The following is a 541-nucleotide window of genomic DNA, read 5'->3' as shown; positions in this document are numbered from 1 at the left end:
GCGCAGCCGCCATGTACGGGCTCATCGGAACGGCCAGGCTGAACGGCATCGACCCCGAAGCCTGGTTGCGCCACGTGCTGACGCACATCGCCGACTACCCTGTGAACCGTGTCGACGACTTCCTGCCCTGGAACTGTGCCGCCAAACTGCCCGGCTGAACTCCGCTTCCCAGCGGTGTGACAAGCATCATCTCGTATCAGCTTCGGTAACTCAACACGGTGCTGGGACGACGCTTACACACGAACTACGGCGTAGCTGCAATGCTGGGATGGCTGGTCGACGAAAAAGGGATCGCTCCGCACGTTCCGGTATGGGACAAATCCGAACATCACGACGGCACCTTCAGCCGTAGCGACTTCATCTTTGATGCTGAAAACAACCGATATGTTTGCCCTGCCGGCAAGCACCTGAAACCGGCTCAGCGCAGCCAGCAGAAAAATCCGTTTCGCTATCGCGCCAGCCTATACGACTGCAAGGTTTGCCCGCTAAAGCCGCAGTGCTGTCCCAACATGATCATTCGTAAAATCGACCAAAATCGACC

The 541-nt window shown here is 57.7% G+C and carries 1 protein-coding gene and 1 pseudogene; both read left to right on the top strand.

The features are described 5' to 3' along the window. Window positions 1–158 (top strand): transposase domain-containing protein (locus AC1DOQ_RS26955; RefSeq protein WP_477371392.1); only part of this gene is annotated, 158 nt, incomplete at its 5' end. A 102-nt stretch (window positions 159–260) separates the two neighbouring features. Next, a pseudogene (locus tag AC1DOQ_RS26950) lies at window positions 261–541 on the top strand (IS5/IS1182 family transposase); the annotation flags it as partial.

This window comes from Massilia sp. 01N417 (assembly GCF_056399645.1).
The sequence above is the reverse complement of the archived record's forward strand: the minus strand, read 5'-3'. Positions and strand labels throughout refer to the sequence as shown.